The following is a 16,236-nucleotide window of genomic DNA, read 5'->3' as shown; positions in this document are numbered from 1 at the left end:
GCCGGTGACCTGGTGCTACCCGAGGGGAGTCGTCCGCGCAGTCCGTCCGGTGCTACCTCTGTGGGGCGGCGGAAGCGCCTCCCGCGTAGGTGATGTTCGGCCGGGGCGGCTTGGCCATTCCGGCGCCGAGGAAGTAGTCGAGGTGGTGGGACTGCATGTATCCCTTGAACGTCATGGCGTTTCGGTAGGCGGGGTTGTGCGCCAGTGTGTAAAGCCGGGTGCTCGTCGGCTGGTTCGTGGTGAAGATGATCAACTCGTTGTAGGAGGCGTTGGTGTACACGGCCTCCTCGCGCCAGTCGCCGAGGATGTCGCCGACGTGGGTGGGCCCGCCCTGGGCGGCCGTGACAGCGCTGTAGTTCCAGGTGCTGACCAGCCGGGGCAGGTTGCCGCTCGGCGTCGGGTTCGCCGGGTCCCACTTCTCGATCTTGCCGTCGTTGAGCAGTTCCATGGTGAGGTCGCCGTCCCACCACAAGCCCAGCTGGGGCCATGGGCGCAGTGACGTGTTCGGTTCGGTGAGCCTGTTGCCGGGCGCGTTGTACAGGCCCGAGAAGGACCACACCTCCATGCCGGGATGGCGAGCGTCGACGTCGCCGGCCATGCCGCGTCCGACGTCGGCGGGGCCACCGTTGTGCTTCCAGATGACGGAGCCGGTCGAGGCGTCGTAGTAGTACTCGAGCAGCCCGCTCGGGTTGTCCTGCTGCACGCCGTAACCCTCCAGGCCCGGACGGCTGGGATCCATGTCCGCGAGGTGGTAGCGGTCGCCGTGGACGATGCCCTGCGGCCCCATCGAGTAGCGCAACGAGCCGTCGCCGTTGAGGACGAACCCGATCTCGGCGACCTCGTCCGTCCCGTCGCCGTTGACGTCGATGGCACGGGAGTTGTGCCCGTCGGGTGCGTTCTGGCTGCCGCGCAGCCACGTCCACTCCTGCTTCAGCGCACTGCCGGTGAACCGCCAGGCGGCCATCATCAGGTTGAAGGCGCCGTCGTCGCGCCGGTTCTTCATGTAGGCGACGAGGCTCGGCGTCGTGCCGTTGAGATAGGCCACGCCGAGACGCGCGCCCATCGGGCCGTCGCCCAGGTAAGTGGTCGGCACCGCGGACCAGTTGCGGAGCGCTCCGGTCCTGCCGTCGAGGATGGCCATGAACTGCCGTGCGTCGTTCTCGTGCGTCCAGGTCGTCCCGTCGCCGAACCTGACGCCGTCGGCGATCTTCAGAGCGACCTCCGCGCGGCCGTCGCTGTCGAAGTCGTAGACCGTGACGCCGTCCCAGTGACCCAGGTCGATCGCCGACGATCCCGGTTCGATGTTGTCCTGGTTCTGACTGTTCGGGCCCATGTCGACTTCCCAGAGGAAGTCGCCGTCACTGCTGTACGCCTCAAGCTTCTGGGGGGAGGTCTGCCGGTCCAGTACGTAGTCGTACTCGCCGTCCCCGTCGAGGTCGCCGACCCAGACGAACTTGACCGGACCGCCGGAGCGCAACGGCACGCGGACGACGGGTTCCGTGGCGTGGTTGGCCGTCAGGGTGAAGGCACCGCTGGGCGCCTGCTCCTGCCCGTTCACGACCGGGGTCACGCGGTAGCTGTTGGACCGGGACAGATCGGCCGTGGAATCCACGTAGTTGGTCCCGCCCGTCAGGACGCCGGCGTTGAGCCTGGCGTAGGCGCCGCCGCCGGTGGACCGGTAGACGTTGAAGCCGATGCCCTCCGGGTCGAGTCCCAGCAGCCGCCAGGAGACCAGGACTTGGGCGCTGCCGGAACGCACGGCCACGACCCCACGCCCGAGGTTCTCCATCACGCGCGCGGCCTGAATCGTCGGGGCGCCGGCTGCGGCTGTGGTCGCACCGGGCGAGGCGAGGCTCGCTGAGCCGGTGGTCAGCGCGGCGCAGACGGCCAGGATCGCCGAGATGGTGGCGGGCGCTCGATGGGCAGCCCACCTTCGTAATTGCAGGTGCATGACAACCTCCGGGGGCTCACGGTTGCTGTTTGCGGTGCGTATGGGCCGGGCCTGGGGTTCCGCCCTCGGCCTGGGCGGCCGGAAATCCTGACGAATTGAAGCGCTTACACACCCGTGATGGAAGCATCGTGATGGGCGCGCGTCAAGAAGACTGACACGGCAACGTTCATTGAGGTCAAGGGCGTTGCTGCATCTGATCGCATACGGAACTCCCGATCGGAAACGCTTTCAGTCAATGGCTCGGTACGGCCACCCCGCATGAGGAACCCAGGGTGAGACCTGGTGCCCCGGACACTACGATCGAGGAGTGACGATCACGTACGAGTGGCGGGGCGACTTCGACAATGCCGCCCTCAACGCGCTCCACGCTGACGGCTTCGGCTCCCCGGTCGCTCAGACGGACTGGCGAGAACGACTGCGGCGCCACAGCCTCGGCTGGGTCTGTGCGTGGGAAGGCGACTCTCTGATCGGCTTCGTCAACGTCGCCTGGGACGGGGGCGTCCACGCCTTCATCCTTGACACGGTGGTCGCCCAGCATCGCCAGGGGAAAGGCGTCGGCGCCACGCTTGTCGCGACGGCAGCCCGAGAAGCCCGTGCCGCACAGTGCGAATGGCTTCACGTCGACTTCGAAGAACCCTTGCGTTCCTTCTATTTCGATGCCTGCGGCTTCAGGGAGACGACAGCGGGCCTGATCGCTTTGTGACGCGGGCGGCCGTGGCGCACATGGCCAGGAGCCGTGTCAGTCGATCAACTCGGCACTCTGGCAGTGCCGTTGTGCCAGGTGCCGACCGGTGACCGGTCGGACGACTCGTGAACCGCCGCGGGACGCCGAACCGGCCGGGGCGGAAAACAGGGCTCCGCATACCTGGGATAGCGTCCCCTCTTACTCGGACAGGTGAGAGGGACATGGTGCAGGTTGTCGAGGTGCGTGGACGCGGTGGTGCCCGCCGGTGGATCACGTTCGGGGGGATCGCGTTCGGGGTGCTGTTCTTGATCATCGGGGTGACCCTGGCGGGGGTGTCGGTGTCGTTCCTGGCGGATGCGGAGCATGCCCGGGGCACGGTGGTGGCGCTGGAGTGGCGGAACGACCACGACGGCGTATCGCGCAAAAAGCGGGAGAACGACAAGCCGGTGGCGTACCCGGTGGTCGAGTTCACGTCGGCGGACGGCACGCCGAGGACGTTTCGGAGTTCGACGGGTTCCAATCCACCGTCGTACGAGGAGGGCGAGCCGGTCGAGGTGCTGTACCGCGCGGACTCCCCCGAGGACGCGCGGATCAAGGGATTCGCCTCGCTGTGGCTGCTGCCGTTGATCTTCGGTGGGGTCGGGCTGGTGATCGCGGGGGTCGGGACGGGCGTTGCGATGGCGGGGCGAGGGCGTTCCTAGGGCGTGTGCCCGGTACGGGTGACGTTTCCGGCACAGCAGCGCCGAGGCCCTGCAGGTCTACATCGGCCCGGCGCCGGACGCGCCCGTCGAGATGCCGGTTCCCGTTGGTTGACAGCCGCCGTCGCGCGCGTCGGTGCACGGCCAGGACGATGGGCGGGATGCCGGAGCGTGCGAGCACGTCGCCGGGGTCGGAGAGTTGAAGGGACCTGGGGTGTGGCAGGTTGATGTGATGGGCGGTTGAGCTGCCGATGACGCCTTCCGTGTGGTGTGAGGCCGGTCCCGCAACCGGTCCGGGTGGAGACCGAGTCTTGGCATGCAGATTCGGTACCTCTCACACGAGGAGATCCTCTTGACCGCCACAGTCTTCGAGTCAGGCGCTTTCGAGTCCGCAGCGGCACAGGCCTTCTTCGACCCCTACGCCTGTGACCAGCCCGGTACCCCGTGCTGGGAGACGGCTCTGCAGCCGCGGGAGGATGACTACCTGCTGCCGCCCCCCAATCCCGCCCAGCGTCTGGTTATCGCGGTCGGCCCGCGCGACCGAAGGCGCCTGGACCTGCATGCCGCCCTCACCACGGCCGGTGTCCCGCCCCAGCTTGCGGACCGGGAAGCCATCGACCAGCTCAGCGCCCTGCCCGACAGCATCAACGCCACCATCCAGCGCTGGATCCACCACACCACACAAGCCTGGTCCGCCACCGATTAGGCCAACGGCCGCGCACGGCATGGCACCGTCAGCCCTCGGCCTCGAAGTCGCTTGCACGGCATGGGGGCGGGCGGCACCCGGCGACGATGTTGTCCGATAAGCCCATGGCCCCGTTTGGGGGCGCGGCCTCATGCGATGGGGTCATTGCGCAGTGAGGGCGCATCACCCGCGTGCGCGGGCGCGTTGCAAAGGCATGGATTGCACCGTCACCTTTGGGCGTCTCCTCATGGCGGACATGACGCTCCAGACTCCACACCGCCAAGGCGCCACGGCGTCCCAGGGAGATCCGCCCATCTACGCCGCTCTCGTCAGGGAATGGCGGTCCAGCGGGCGGATGCTTCCCGGTGCGCAGGACGCACAGTGGACCATCCTGGTGTGCGGCAGCCCTGAAGCGACCGGACAGCGACAGCACTCGGCCGCCGCGCCGCGGCCGGGCCGGTGGGAACGCCTTGCCGAAACGCCTGTAGTGCACGAGGCCAGGCTGCTACCCACCCGCTGAGGCCCCCCCGCAGAGGCCCCCCGCACGGGTGGGCTGGGCCGTGCACCGCAACACCCGGTCATGCACGGCAACACCCAGTCAGGCAGGGCAACACCCGGTCATGCACGGCAACACCCAGTCAGGCAGGGCAACACCCGGTCATGCGGGAACATCCGGTCGTGCACGCGAATCTCGGGGCCGGGACGTCTGTGTCAGCCCGGCCGGCCACCACCTCGGACGCGAGATCGCGCAGTCGGTGTTCCACACGTCGGGCACCGTCGCCTCGTGCGGCTTTGCACGGCGAGCCTTCCGAGCGCGATCTGGAGGGCCAGTTCCACGGCGGCGGGCACGAACAGCGCACCGGTTCCGTCGGGTGGGACGAGCCAGCGCAGGCGTCCCGTCGCGCGATGGGGGGCGGGCACCGCGATCCACGCGCCCTTGCCCGCGTACCGGATACCCGAGCCGATCCAGTGGCCCTCGGGGTCGGGCGGCAGGAAGAAGGCCACTCTGGCGGCCGTAGTGTCCATAAGCGCGGGCCCCGGTGCCTGTGGGGTGCACAGCAGGGCGTCCAGAGCCGGAACGCCCAACTCCTCCGGCACGCTCAGCACGTCCCAGAATCGCCCGCAGGCCAGCACCGCTGTCCCCATCTCGCCGTTCCATTGACGTTTGCAGTCCCTCGGGTCGGTCGCGGCGGCGGCAAGCCATTCAGTGGCCGGCAGCGGGACTGTTCGCATGGTGTGCCTCCGGGATCTGTTCGGCCCGCGCAGCCGGGCGCACTGTCCCCTCACTGTCGGGACGTTCCGTCCCGGCGGTGTTCATGCTGGTGGATATTTCCATGACGCGGAAGGGGTGGCGAACCCTGGCGATTACTGCCGGAATGTTCGCTCATGGCTCATGTGTTCTTCGCGCCCGCGGACGCTGTCAGGGTGGGGGCATCCAGGCGGGGTCGTGGCGGGCTTTTGACTGCCTGCGACGGTCGGTGATTGTCAGTGGCGGGTGCGAACCTGAAGGGCATGGATGAGCTGGAGTTCATGCGCGGGCGCGTCTACGGCGCCGACCATGACGACGCCGGGCCCCGGCCCGGCCACGTGTACGTGGAACTGATCGGCGGGCCACTGGACGGTCTGCTCCTGGACGTCACTGACAGGCCCGACAGTGAGTTGCGCGAGGGCGTGGCTTTGGCGACGGAGATAGGTGCCTGCGGGCCGGGCGGCCGTGCTCTGTACGCCCCTCGTGCTGCGGATGACAGGCGCTTCGACTGGCGCGGCGACACGCCCTGACCCTGCCCGGCGGGCCTGACCCTGCGGGTTCAGCACGTTGCGGTGACCATCCCTCCTCGATCAGGAGGCGGCCGAAGCGTGCGCACCGAGCCAGGGCGGGCCCGCTCCGGCGCTCCGGGACTTCGGGAGCGGCTCGGCTGCGGCAGGCGGTGTCGCCCCGCTGCGGACCGTCCCGCCGTTCGTGTGGATCGGCTGATTCCGGGTAGTCGCCACAGTGGACCAGCCCTCCGGACGAGAGATCGGCCGGGGCAATGGATCACTCCGCGACACTCTCCGGTAGCGTCAAGGTATGAGTCATCCACACCCAGAGCTAACCGCCGCCCCACCCCTGCCCAAGGGAGGGCTGCGGGTCGTCGCGCTGGGCGGCCTTGGTGAGATCGGCCGCAACATGACGGTCTTCGAGTACGCCGGCAAGCTGCTCGTCGTCGACTGTGGCGTGCTGTTCCCCGAGGAGAACCAGCCCGGCGTTGACGTGATCCTGCCGGACTTCACCTCGATCCGGGAGCGCCTTGACGACGTCGTCGCCGTGGTGCTCACGCACGGGCACGAGGATCACATCGGGGGAGTGCCGTATCTGCTGCGCGAGCGGTCCGACATTCCCGTCGTCGGTTCCAAGCTGACGCTGGCGTTCCTGGAGGCCAAGCTCAAGGAGCACGGCATCCGACCGCGCACGGTACGCGTACGTGAGGGCGAGCGGCGCGGGTTCGGGCCCTTCGACTGCGAGTTCGTCGCGGTCAACCACTCGATCCCGGACGGCCTCGCGGTGGCGATCCGCACGGGTGCCGGCATGGTGTTGCACACCGGCGATTTCAAGATGGACCAGTTCCCGCTGGACGACCGCATCACCGATCTGCGCGCCTTCGCCCGCCTCGGCGAGGAGGGGGTCGACCTCTTCCTCACCGATTCCACCAACGCCGAGGTCCCCGGCTTCACCACCTCCGAACGCGAACTGAACCCCGCGATCGAGCAGGTGATGCGGACCGCCCCGCGCCGGGTGATCGTCTCCAGCTTCGCCAGCCATGTGCACCGCATCCAGCAGGTCCTGGACGCCGCGCACCAGCACGGCCGCAAGGTCGCCTTTGTCGGCCGCTCCATGGTCCGCAACATGGGCATCGCCCGCGACCTCGGCTACCTGAAGGTGCCCTCGGGCCTGGTCGTGAGCACCAAGGAGATGGAGAAGCTCCCGGACCACAAGATCACTCTGGTGTGCACCGGATCCCAGGGCGAGCCGATGGCGGCTCTCTCCCGGATGGCCAACCGCGACCACGTGATCCGCATCGGCAAGGGCGACACCGTCCTGCTCGCCAGCTCCCTCATCCCGGGCAACGAGAACGCCATCTACCGGGTGATCAACGGGCTGACCCGCTGGGGCGCCAACGTCGTCCACAAGGGCAACGCCAAGGTCCACGTGTCCGGACACGCCAGCGCCGGGGAACTCGTCTACTGCTACAACATCGTCAAGCCCCGCAACGTCATGCCGGTACACGGCGAGTGGCGCCACCTGAGGGCCAACGGTGACCTCGCCATCCGTACCGGCGTCGACCCCGAGCGGGTCGTCATCGCCGAGGACGGAGTCGTCGTCGACCTCGTCGACGGCCGCGCCTCGATCACCGGCAAGGTGCCCGCAGGCAACGTCTACGTGGACGGCATGGAAGTCGGTGGCGCCACCGAGGCCTCCCTCAAGGACCGTCTCACCCTCGCGGAGGAAGGCGTGGTCACCGTGGTGGCGATCGTCGACGCCGACACCGGTGCCCTGGCCGAGACGCCCGACTTCCTGGCCCGCGGGTTCGTCCACGACGACACCACCTTCGAGCCGGTCATCCCGGTCATCGAGAAGACGCTGGCGACCGCCGCCCAGGAAGGCGTGGGAGACGCGCACCAGCTCGAACAGCTCATCGCCCGCGCCGTGGCGAACTGGGCGTTCCGCACCTACCGTCGCAAGCCCCTCATCATCCCCGTCATCATCGACGCTTGACCGGGCCCCCTTCCGGGCCCCCTTCCCTCCCCTGCCCGGCCGGCGGCAGGGGAGGGTTTCGTGCCTGCGTCCGCACCCGCGCAGAGCGACGTTCCAGGCACCGACGGTGCTCAGAAAGGCAGACGGATGAGCGCGCGTTTCGAGGAGATCGACTGGCGCCCGACGGCGATGGGCGACATCAGTCTGCGGCGCCGACGCGACCCGGCGTCGGGCGAAGACGTGTACGAGGTCAAGCTCGGTGACGAGTTCTTGATGTCCAGTCTCTTCACCGCCGGCGAGGTCGCGCTCGCGGAGCTCGGACTGGCGGAACTGCCGGACGCCGAGCTGGACGTCGCCGTCGGCGGACTCGGACTCGGGTACACCGCCGAAGCGGTGTTGGACGACCGCCGGGTGCGCTCACTGACCGTAATCGACACTCTCGCCGAAGTCATCGACTGGCATCAGCGGGGCCTGGTGCCCCTCGGCTCCCGGCTGACTTCGGACGTCCGCTGCCGCCTGGTCCAAGGCGACTTCTTCGCGATGGCGGCTGATGCGGGCGGTCTGGACCCCACGGAGCCGGGCCGCCGTTTCCACGCCATCCTGCTGGATGTCGATCACTCGCCGCGCCACGTCCTCCACCCACGCCACGCGGCGCTCTACCAGCCTGCCGGGCTCCGTGCTCTCAGCGAACACCTCCGCCCCGACGGGGTCTTCGCCCTGTGGTCGAACGACCCGCCGGACGAACAGTTCACCTCCGCGCTGACGCAGGTCTTCGCGCGTTCCGCGGCCCATGTCGTCGACTTCGACAACCCCCTGCAAGGCGGCACATCGAGCAACACCGTCTACGTCGCAAGGACGGCACCGGGACTGCCGTAGCGAGACGGTTCGCCTGATCCGGGTCGGTCCTGGTTCACCCGGCACGCGCCGTCCGGGATGAAGGCGTGGCGGATCCGTATGGGGATCCTCCCGCCCGGTCAGGCAGGCAGGCACGCGGCAGCTCAGCAGCCGCGTGCCTTCAGGTGCGTGTTGAACGCCGCTGTGCCGTGCGATCAGCGGATCACTCTGCGGCGTCAGGCTGCTGCCGTCTGCGCCCGGCCGGCCGCTCGTGCTCCGCGGAACCGGTCACCGCAGTGGGCCCTCCGGACATGACCACGCCTCTCCTGGGCGCGGCGCTGACGCCTGCGGGACCGTCTGCGGCGGGGCCCGCGCGGCGGGCCGGGCCACGTGCGTCCGTGGTGGGAGACCGAGAACGGCGAAGTCGCCAGCGCATCGACAGGACCCCGCACGCAACAGCGCTCCCAAGGGAGAGTAGAGCGGGGAAACCCGCTCTGACCTCAGCGAACGGATCGTATTCCGCGCACAAAGATGCGTGAGTACGTCGTTGACCGGCGGTCCGCGACAGGGCCAGGGTGAGGGAGCCACATCGGATCCCGACCACCCGTTTTCCGGTCACCGAACTGCGTGCAGGAGGCCGTGATGCTCCAGACGGACACCCGCGAACACACCGACTTCACAGACGACCACGAGGTCAGCGCCATGACCATGACCATGACCACGGCCGCGGCCGCCACGCCGGACGCACCGGCGGTCTGCCGCGAACTCCTCTTCCAGCGCTGCCTCTGGTGCGGTACCCCGGACTACCGCCGTTCGTTCTGCCGTGCCTGCGGGTCCACGGCCTTCAAGCGGGAGCGCAGCGAAGGCTCCGGCGTCGTCGTGCGCCGGTACGGCCATGTCCCGCACAACACCTGGTTCGTCGCGATGGACGAGGGCTTCAACCTGCTCTGCCAGGTCACCGGGACGGCACCGATCGCGGTCGCCGTGGGGGTACGGGTGAGCGTCGTACGGTCCGGCGCCCCTCTCGGCCAAGGCCTGCCCCTCGTCGAACTCCCGCACCCGGAACCGACTCTGGAGCGCTGGTGATCACGGGAGACGGCCGAGACGCATGTACCTCGCACACAGAGGACGATCAGAGAGGAGGGTGCGTGGACACCCAGCACAACGCACCGGACGGGCGAGCCGGGGATCTCGACGGAACGGGGCGCGGCGCGCTGGACGGTCTGCGCATCGCCGACTTCTCCAGGGTCCTCGCAGGGCCCTACGCCACGATGCTCCTCGCCGACCTCGGCGCCGACGTGGTGAAGGTGGAACGGCCGGGCATCGGGGACGACACCCGGGCCTGGCACCCTCCTGCGGACCACGACGGCACCTCGACCTATTTCCTCGGCGTCAACCGGAACAAGAGGTCCGTCGTCCTGGACCTCACGACCGACGCCGGCGTAGAACAGGCCCGCGCCCTGGTCGCCGAGTCCGACGTGCTGGTGGAGAACTTCCGTCCCGGCACGATGGAACGGCTGGGGCTCGGCCCTAGCGAACTCCGGTCCCGGCACCCCGAGTTGATCTACTGCTCGATCAGCGGTTTCGGCAGCGGAGAGGGCGCGGAGATCCCCGGCTACGACCTGCTCGTGCAGGCCGTCGGCGGGCTGATGAGCGTGACCGGCGACGCGGCCGGAGAGCCGATGAAAGCAGGCGTGGCCCTGGTCGACGTGATCACCGGCCTGCACGCCTCGCTCGGCATCCTCGCCGCCCTCCGGCACCGGGACGCCACCGGGGAGGGCCAGTGTGTGGAGGTGAACCTGCTCGGCTCGCTGCTGTCGGCCATGGTCAACCAGGCGTCGGCGTTCGCCGTCGCCGATGTGGTTCCGGGGCGCATGGGCAACGCGCACCCGAGTATCGCCCCGTACGAAACCTTCCCGACAGCCGATCGCCCCATCGCGATCGCGGTGGGCAACGACCGGCAGTTCGCGGCACTCGCCGAGGTTCTCGGTGATCCCGGTCTCGCTGCCGACGACCGCTTCCGCACCAATGCCGACCGGGTTGCCCACCGCACCCCACTGCGGGACATCCTCACCGAACGGCTGGCCGGTGCCGGAGCGGACCACTGGTCGGCCGTCCTGCTGGCCGCGGGGGTGCCCGCCGGACCGGTCAACGGGCTCGACGAGGCATTCGCCTTCGCCCGAAAGCTCGGCCTTCCCGGCATCGTCGACATCCCCGCCGCACCCGTAGACGGAGCAGCCGGAGCAGAGGGAGCAGCCGGTACTCAGGGCACGCCCTCCCGCCAGGTCGCGAGCCCGATCACGCTGAGCGGCACGCCGGCGCGGTACCGCCTGCCGCCGCCGCGCCTGGGCCAGCACACCGCGGAGATTCTCCACCGCCTTTCCGACCACGTCTCCGCGCCGAACGACGCGGTCACCTGACCTCTCCCGGCGCGGACACCACGACCGACCCGATCACCACTACCTCTACCTCAACCTCTACCTCCAGGAGCTCACGATGAGCGGCACCAAGCCGATGAAGGACCCTCTCGACCTGCTCGACATCTCCTCCACACTTAGCGACGAGGAGCGCGAGATCCAGGCCACGGTCGCCAAGTTCCTCGCCGACCGGGTGCGCCCGCACATCGGCGAGTGGTTCGAGAACGCCCACTTCGCCCGCGAACTCGCCCCGGAACTCGGCAAGTTGGGCGTGCTCGGCATGCACCTCGAAGGATACGGCTGTGCCGGCACCAACGCCGTCAGCTACGGACTGGCCTGCCTGGAGCTGGAGGCGGCGGACTCCGGCTTCCGCAGCTTCGTCTCCGTGCAGGGCTCGCTGTCGATGTTCTCCATCTGGAAGTGGGGTTCGGAGGAGCAGAAGCAGGAGTGGCTGCCCCGGCTCGCCGCCGGTGAGGCCATCGGCTGCTTCGGCCTGACGGAGCCCGACTTCGGCAGCAACCCCTCCGGGATGCGCACCAAGGCCGTCCGCGAGGGCGACGACTGGATCCTCAACGGCTCCAAGATGTGGATCACCAACGGTGGCATCGCCGATGTGGCCACCGTCTGGGCCCAGACCGAGGACGGCATCCGCGGCTTCCTCGTGCCCCGTGGGACGCCCGGCTTCACCACACAGGACATCAAGCAGAAGATGTCACTGCGCGCCTCCATCACCTCGGAGCTCTACTTCGACCAGGTACGGCTGCCCGACTCGGCGCGGCTGCCCCTCGCGGAGGGCCTGCGCGGACCGCTGTCCTGCCTGAACGAGGCCCGCTTCGGCATCCTGTTCGGCGCGGTCGGTGCGGCCCGCGACTCGATCCAGGCAGCCATCCAATACGCCGACTCCCGAGTCCAGTTCGACAAGCCGATCAGCGCTTTCCAGCTCACCCAGAAGAAGCTCGCCGACATGAGCGTGTCGGTGGGCAACGCAGCGCTTCTCGCCGTGCACCTGGGCCGGCTCAAGGACCAGCACCGCATCAGGCCCGAGCAGATCAGTGTCGGCAAGCTCAACAACGTGCGGGAAGCGATCGCCATCGCGCGCGAGTGCCGCACCATCCTGGGGGCCAACGGCATCTCCCTGGAGTACTCGCCGCTGCGCCACGCCAACAACCTGGAGTCCGTCCTCACCTACGAAGGTACGAGTGAGATGCACACCCTGGTCGTCGGCCAGGCGCTCACCGGCCAGGCGGCGTTCCGCTGACCACGACGCCGACCACGACGCCTGAGAGAAGACCACCCGTGAACATCGTCGTACTGGTCAAGCAGGTCCCGGACTCCGGTGCCGAACGCATCCTGTCCCAGGCCGACCACACCCTCGACCGCGAGGACGCCGAACTCGTCCTGGACGAGATCAACGAGCGTGCCGCCGAAGAGGCTCTGACGCTGAAGGAGACGACGGACGCCCACGTCATCGTCGTCTCCATGGGACCCGACTCCGCGCTCGACGCCATCCGCAGGGTCCTGGCGATGGGCGGTGACCGTGGGATCCACATCTGCGACGACAGACTGCGCGGCGCCGACGTACTGACGACCGCGAAGGTTCTGGCGGCCGCCGTGCGGACCGTGGAGGCCGTCGACCTGGTGCTCGCCGGCGACGCCACCACCGACGGCCAGGCGAGCGCGGTCCCCGCCGTGGTCGCGGACCTGCTCGGTCTGCCGCAGGTGACCCATGTGCGGAAGCTGGAGGTGGACGCGGGACGGGTGCGCGCCGAGCGCGAGACCGAGGACGGCGAGGCGACGCTCGACGCTCCGCTGCCCGCGTTGGTCAGCGTCACCGAAAAGATCAACGAGCCGCGTTATCCCTCCTTCAAGGGGATCATGGCCGCCAAGAAGAAGCCGGTGGACACGGTCGGCCTCGACGACCTGTTCCCCGACGCGGCCGGATTCCTCGTGACCCGCACGCGGGTGGTGGAGGCCGTCGCGCGTCCCCCGCGGACCGCGGGAACCCGCGTCACGGACGACGGTTCGGCCGGCCGGCAGCTCGCCGCGTACCTGATCGCCCAGAAGCTCGTCTGAACCGCCGACCAGGAGACAGACCCCCATGCCCGAAGTCCTCGTACTCGTCGACCACGACGAGGAGCGTGTCAACAAATCAACATATGAACTCCTGGCCGCCGCACGGCGACTGGGGGACCCGGCCGCCGTCGTCGTGGGAACTCCCGGTACGGCGAAGCGCTTCACGGAATCCCTCGCCCGCCACGGCGCGACGAGCGTCCACGCGGCGGAATCCACCGACGCGGCGGACTTTCTCGTCACGCCCGCCGTCGACGCACTGGAACTCGCGGTCCGGGAAACCGCCGCCGTCGCCGTTCTGGTCTCCGCCACGACGGACGGCAGGGAAGTGGCCGGGCGTCTCGCCGCGCGGCTGGACGCGGGGCTGCTGATCGACGCGGTCGACCTGGACCCGTCCGGGGTGGTCACCCAGATCGTCTTCGGCGGGTCCTACACCGTGCGCTCGCAGGTCACCCACGGCATTCCGGTGATCGCCGTGCGCCCGGGCGCCTTCGAGCCGGAGGAGCATCCCGTGGAGGCGGTGGAGCGGGAGTTGGCCCTGCCGCCCATCCACCCTGCGGCGTCCGCACGCGTCACCGCCCGGCGCGCCGCCCTCGCGGGCGATCGACCCGGACTCACCGAAGCGACCGTCGTGGTCTCCGGAGGCCGGGGTGTCGCGGGAGCGGACGGCTTCAAGGTCGTGGAGGAGCTGGCCGACGCCCTGGGGGGTGCCGTGGGCGCCTCGCGCGCCGCTGTCGACGCCGGCTACTACCCGCACCAGTACCAGGTCGGCCAGACCGGCAAGACCGTCTCCCCGCAGCTGTACATCGCCCTGGGCATCTCCGGGGCCATCCAGCACCTCGCCGGGATGCAGACCTCCAAGACGATCCTCGCGGTCAACAAGGACCCGGAGGCACCGATCCTCGGCCTCGCCGACTACGGCGTGGTGGGCGACCTGTTCGCGGTGGCTCCCCAGCTCACGCAGGAAATGGTCGCCCGCCGCGCGGTCGACTGACGTGGACGCCTGAAACGGACGCCGTTCTCGAGGCCCGGACCGCGCCCGGCCGGACCAAGAGGGAAACACCATGCGGGACGCCGAAGGGCCGAGGGTCCGCTGCTGAGTCACCTGGCAGCGGACCCGTCCCAGGGGTGGGACCTGGTGTCGGACGGCGGTCCGCCGGCCCGCCCCGAGACCTGAATCGCCGGTCGCGGAATGACTCGCTGAGGAGCATCGCGGCGCCGTTCGTCGCGTCCGGTGCCAGGGGTGTGGCCGTGCGGACCCGCCTCAAGCACCTGACCCCCAGTGATGAGAAGGTGCTGCGCCTGGTGGGGGCGCATCTGGGGTCGCTGGCGGCGAAGGACCTCAAGGCGCGTTGCCGGGACGGTCTGGATCACTCCGCCGAGACGTGGGCGGGTCGTAAGCGGAGCTGACGCCTCTGTCGTCATCGCGGTGGGCGGGCAGTATCACCAAAGCCACGCACGACCAGTGGGCGCTGGCCCGCCGCTGCCAGCTCGCACACATCCACAACCTGGAAGCCGGCATCCGCACCATCGAGCACCGGCTGTCCCAGCCGGTCGCGCAGAAGGGGACGAAGAAGGCGGCCGGGGGTTACCGGTCCCAGCGGGAGTGGCCTGCGAAGTCACGTCGTCTGCGGGTGCTTCAGGACCGGCTGGCTGCCGCGCGGGCCGATCACGAGGTGGGCATCGTCCGTGTCGTGCGCGGCGGAAAACGTCTGGCCCGCACCCGCCACCACCTGGAGGCGGCCCAGCTCACCGAGTCCGCGTGGCGTGGGCGCTGGGAGGCGGAGCGCTGGTTCTGCCAGGCGGACGGGGAGTCCGGCAAGCGCTACGGCAACGAGACCATCCGCATCAGCCCGGACGGCGAGGTGAGCATCAAGCTCCCCGGACCGCTCGCGCATCTGGCCAACGCCCCGCACGGCCGCTACGTCCTGGCCTGCCGGATCGTGTTCGCGCACCGGGGCGGCGAGTGGGCGGATCGTGTCGCGGCCGACCGGGCGGTCGCCTACCGCATCCACCTCGATACCGGCCGGAACCGCTGGTATGTGACGGCTTCCTGGCAGTCCCGCCCATCCCCACCCTGCCCATCGAGGCTGCGCTCGCGCACGGTGTGATCGGTGTCGACATGAACGCCGACCACCTGGCCACCTGGCGCCTCGACGCCCACGGCAACCCCACCGGCAGCCCGCGCCGCTTCTCCTACGATCTGTCCGGCACCGCCCAGCACCGCGACGCCCAGGTCCGCCACGCCCTCACCCGCCTCCTGCACTGGGCCCGCGCCTGCGGCGTGAAGGCGATCGCGGTCGAGGACCTCGACTTCGCACTCGACTTCGCCGCCGAGAAGACCCGCGAGATGCACGGACGCAGGAAGCGGTTCCGGCAGCTGATTTCCGGTATGCCCACCGGGAAGCTCCGCGCCCGGCTGGCGTCGATGGCGGATCAGACGGGTGTCGCGGTCATCGCCGTCGATCCGGCCTACACGAGCCGCTGGGGCGGCCAGCACTGGCAGAAGCCTCTCACCAGCACAACTCGTAGGATCACTCGCCATGACGCAGCCGCCGTGGCGATCGGAAGGCGCGCCCAGGGATACCCGATCCTGCGACGGACGACACCGCCCCCACAACACCGGAGTGATGCGATGGGGCATCGGACCGTCCAGGCCGATCGGCGTTTTCCTGGGTGTGAGGAAACCCGCCCCCGCATTCCCGGACCACGGACACGATCCGTGCCGCCCGGACGCGGAGCGAACGCGGGCAACCAGAAACGCCCAACACCGTCCGGGGCGTTCGACTGAGCATGATTTCTGGCAACAGGAGTCACTCCCGCTCAGTCTTTGGGAACGGTACGACCGCCACCGGACGGTCGGCGCGTGGTGGACCGTCTCGTACGTCGTCCGATGGGAGGAGCGGCGGGTGTTCGGCCGGCCGGTCCTTGAGCCGGTGGCCGGTACCCGCGAGCCGGCCCGGGGCCCGCGAAGCCCCGGGCCACCTGGTGCTACGACCTCGACCAGGAGGGGGACCGGGAACCGTGGTCTTCCGGCTCGCCAAGCTCCGCACGAACGTGGAAGCCACCTTGTACGGCAGCAGGACGCCCGCCGAAGAAGCCGACCAGGGGCTGTCCGGCTGCTCAGGTCGCAGGTGATCGTCGGTGTCTGATCAGCGCGGGT

The 16,236-nt window shown here is 69.3% G+C and carries 13 protein-coding genes and 1 pseudogene; 12 read left to right on the top strand and 2 right to left on the bottom strand.

What is annotated here, in order from left to right:
- Positions 1 to 52: 52 nt before the first annotated feature.
- Positions 53 to 1,951: a rhamnogalacturonan lyase family protein gene (locus ACWBNA_RS05305; protein ID WP_482702792.1), complete on the bottom strand. Its 1,899-nt coding sequence runs from the start codon at positions 1,949 to 1,951 to the stop codon at positions 53 to 55.
- Between the two features lie 307 nt (positions 1,952 to 2,258).
- Between ACWBNA_RS05305 and ACWBNA_RS05300 the strand changes: the two genes are divergently transcribed.
- From ACWBNA_RS05300 to ACWBNA_RS05290, 3 genes are all read left to right on the top strand, one after another.
- Positions 2,259 to 2,654 (top strand): GNAT family N-acetyltransferase, encoded by a 396-nt coding sequence (locus ACWBNA_RS05300; RefSeq protein WP_482702791.1) that lies wholly within the window; start codon positions 2,259 to 2,261, stop codon positions 2,652 to 2,654.
- A gap of 203 nt (positions 2,655 to 2,857) precedes the next feature.
- Complete coding sequence (locus ACWBNA_RS05295; protein ID WP_482702789.1) at positions 2,858 to 3,337, top strand: DUF3592 domain-containing protein; 480 nt, start codon at positions 2,858 to 2,860, stop codon at positions 3,335 to 3,337.
- Between the two features lie 349 nt (positions 3,338 to 3,686).
- Positions 3,687 to 4,040: a hypothetical protein gene (locus ACWBNA_RS05290; RefSeq protein ID WP_482702787.1), complete on the top strand. Its 354-nt coding sequence runs from the start codon at positions 3,687 to 3,689 to the stop codon at positions 4,038 to 4,040.
- Positions 4,041 to 4,730: 690 nt separating this feature from the next.
- Here ACWBNA_RS05290 and ACWBNA_RS05285 read toward each other — a convergent pair.
- Positions 4,731 to 5,252 (bottom strand): hypothetical protein, encoded by a 522-nt coding sequence (locus tag ACWBNA_RS05285; protein ID WP_482702785.1) that lies wholly within the window; start codon positions 5,250 to 5,252, stop codon positions 4,731 to 4,733.
- Between the two features lie 279 nt (positions 5,253 to 5,531).
- Between ACWBNA_RS05285 and ACWBNA_RS05280 the strand changes: the two genes are divergently transcribed.
- The 9 genes and pseudogenes from ACWBNA_RS05280 to ACWBNA_RS05240 form a co-directional block, all read left to right on the top strand.
- Positions 5,532 to 5,798 carry a hypothetical protein gene (locus tag ACWBNA_RS05280; RefSeq protein ID WP_482702783.1) on the top strand — a complete coding sequence of 89 codons (267 nt, stop codon included), beginning with the start codon at positions 5,532 to 5,534 and terminating at the stop codon, positions 5,796 to 5,798.
- A gap of 289 nt (positions 5,799 to 6,087) precedes the next feature.
- A complete protein-coding gene (locus ACWBNA_RS05275; RefSeq protein WP_482702781.1) occupies positions 6,088 to 7,773 on the top strand; it encodes a ribonuclease J in 1,686 nt (561 codons plus the stop codon).
- A 126-nt stretch (positions 7,774 to 7,899) separates the two neighbouring features.
- Positions 7,900 to 8,628 (top strand): polyamine aminopropyltransferase, encoded by a 729-nt coding sequence (locus ACWBNA_RS05270; RefSeq protein WP_482702779.1) that lies wholly within the window; start codon positions 7,900 to 7,902, stop codon positions 8,626 to 8,628.
- Between the two features lie 600 nt (positions 8,629 to 9,228).
- The gene (locus tag ACWBNA_RS05265) at positions 9,229 to 9,672 is read left to right on the top strand and encodes a zinc ribbon domain-containing protein (protein WP_482702777.1); all 444 of its coding nucleotides are present in this window, start codon (positions 9,229 to 9,231) and stop codon (positions 9,670 to 9,672) included.
- A 62-nt stretch (positions 9,673 to 9,734) separates the two neighbouring features.
- Positions 9,735 to 11,006, top strand: a complete 1,272-nt coding sequence (locus ACWBNA_RS05260; protein WP_482702775.1) for a CaiB/BaiF CoA transferase family protein — start codon at positions 9,735 to 9,737, stop codon at positions 11,004 to 11,006.
- A gap of 76 nt (positions 11,007 to 11,082) precedes the next feature.
- The gene (locus tag ACWBNA_RS05255) at positions 11,083 to 12,261 is read left to right on the top strand and encodes an acyl-CoA dehydrogenase family protein (protein WP_482702773.1); all 1,179 of its coding nucleotides are present in this window, start codon (positions 11,083 to 11,085) and stop codon (positions 12,259 to 12,261) included.
- A 38-nt stretch (positions 12,262 to 12,299) separates the two neighbouring features.
- Positions 12,300 to 13,076 carry an electron transfer flavoprotein subunit beta/FixA family protein gene (locus ACWBNA_RS05250; RefSeq protein ID WP_482702771.1) on the top strand — a complete coding sequence of 259 codons (777 nt, stop codon included), beginning with the start codon at positions 12,300 to 12,302 and terminating at the stop codon, positions 13,074 to 13,076.
- A 25-nt stretch (positions 13,077 to 13,101) separates the two neighbouring features.
- Entirely contained in the window at positions 13,102 to 14,067 is a 966-nt protein-coding gene (locus ACWBNA_RS05245; RefSeq protein WP_482702769.1) for an electron transfer flavoprotein subunit alpha/FixB family protein, read from the top strand.
- Between the two features lie 206 nt (positions 14,068 to 14,273).
- Positions 14,274 to 15,860, top strand: a pseudogene (locus tag ACWBNA_RS05240) (nuclease/transposase family protein); the annotation flags it as partial.
- Positions 15,861 to 16,236: the final 376 nt, after the last annotated feature.

The organism is Streptomyces sp. Q2 (assembly GCF_056820935.1).
The sequence above is the reverse complement of the archived record's forward strand: the minus strand, read 5'-3'. Positions and strand labels throughout refer to the sequence as shown.

Excerpts from the sequence above, each read along its gene's own strand:
- ACWBNA_RS05295 (WP_482702789.1), top strand. The coding sequence starts at position 2,858 with ATGGTGCAGGTTGTCGAGGTGCGTGGACGCGGTGGTGCCCGCCGGTGG.
- ACWBNA_RS05285 (WP_482702785.1), bottom strand. The coding sequence starts at position 5,252 with ATGCGAACAGTCCCGCTGCCGGCCACTGAATGGCTTGCCGCCGCCGCG.
- ACWBNA_RS05280 (WP_482702783.1), top strand. The coding sequence starts at position 5,532 with ATGGATGAGCTGGAGTTCATGCGCGGGCGCGTCTACGGCGCCGACCAT.
- ACWBNA_RS05305 (WP_482702792.1), bottom strand. The coding sequence starts at position 1,951 with ATGCACCTGCAATTACGAAGGTGGGCTGCCCATCGAGCGCCCGCCACC.
- ACWBNA_RS05270 (WP_482702779.1), top strand. The coding sequence starts at position 7,900 with ATGAGCGCGCGTTTCGAGGAGATCGACTGGCGCCCGACGGCGATGGGC.
- ACWBNA_RS05265 (WP_482702777.1), top strand. The coding sequence starts at position 9,229 with ATGCTCCAGACGGACACCCGCGAACACACCGACTTCACAGACGACCAC.
- ACWBNA_RS05275 (WP_482702781.1), top strand. The coding sequence starts at position 6,088 with ATGAGTCATCCACACCCAGAGCTAACCGCCGCCCCACCCCTGCCCAAG.
- ACWBNA_RS05245 (WP_482702769.1), top strand. The coding sequence starts at position 13,102 with ATGCCCGAAGTCCTCGTACTCGTCGACCACGACGAGGAGCGTGTCAAC.
- ACWBNA_RS05255 (WP_482702773.1), top strand. The coding sequence starts at position 11,083 with ATGAGCGGCACCAAGCCGATGAAGGACCCTCTCGACCTGCTCGACATC.